Consider the following 425-nt stretch of genomic DNA (forward strand, 5'->3'; position numbering starts at 1 on the left):
ATTGAAGCCCTGGAGTCAGGGAAAAGAGGACTGAGCACCGCTATGCCTAAACCACCTGCTAAACCACGCAAAACCGCTGCCCCACTCACCAGCCCTGAGCCTGAGCACAAGACGTTACTTGATGAGCTCCAATACCTACGGATGGAGAACGCTTATCTAAAAAAGCTTGGGGAGTTAGGCGAGGCGGTGATGAGGCGGGAGAAAGAACAGAAGAAAAAGCCCGATTAGTCAGTGAGCTTAAGCAACACTTTCCCTTGCGTGACTTGCTCAAGCTAGTGAGCCTTGCGCGAAGTACGTACTACTACCAACTCAAGGCAATGGGCGTTGCGGACCGATTTTCCTCGATCAAAGCTTCTATCCAGACCATCCAAAACGAGCATAAGGGCCGCTTTGGTTACCGTCGGATGACGCTAGAACTACGTAAA

Annotated in this window: 1 pseudogene; it reads left to right on the top strand. The window is 51.1% G+C overall.

Annotation, left to right across the window (positions count from 1 at the left end):
* Positions 1-228: pseudogene (locus TR61_RS20320) on the top strand (hypothetical protein); the annotation flags it as partial.
* Positions 229-425: the final 197 nt, after the last annotated feature.

It is taken from the genome of Aestuariivita boseongensis (genome assembly GCF_001262635.1).
In the GTDB taxonomy this organism is placed as follows: Bacteria; Pseudomonadota; Alphaproteobacteria; order Rhodobacterales; family Rhodobacteraceae; genus Aestuariivita; species Aestuariivita boseongensis.